This window comes from Alkalihalophilus lindianensis, from assembly GCF_032843265.1.
Taxonomy (GTDB): Bacteria; Bacillota; Bacilli; order Bacillales; family Bacillaceae_D; genus Alkalihalophilus; species Alkalihalophilus lindianensis.
Window position 1 is genome coordinate 1 of sequence record NZ_JAWJBA010000222.1, and the last position, 278, is coordinate 278.

At 40.3% G+C, this 278-nt stretch carries 1 protein-coding gene; it reads left to right on the plus strand.

Annotation, left to right across the window (positions count from 1 at the left end):
- Nucleotides 1-278: hypothetical protein (locus RYX56_RS22025; protein WP_317124072.1), on the plus strand; the 278-nt coding region annotated here is incomplete at both ends.

Genomic DNA, 278 nt, shown 5'->3' on the forward strand with positions numbered 1-278 from the left:
TCTCATTTGAAAAAGAGGCACTTGGTCTTTATCTCTCCGATCATCCGATTTCTATTTTTGAAAAGGCCTTAGTACAAAGCGGTGCACAAGCTTTATTTCATTTAAAAGCAGGCTTACGTGGTGTTATCTCAGGTGTATTTATTTCCACGGTAAAACCGGTTCGGACGAAAAAAGGGGAATTAATGGCGTTTTTGACAATCAGCGATTCCAGTGGTGAAATGGAGGCGATCGCATTCCCAGCTGTGTATAAAAAATCTTCTGCACTTTTAAAACAAGGG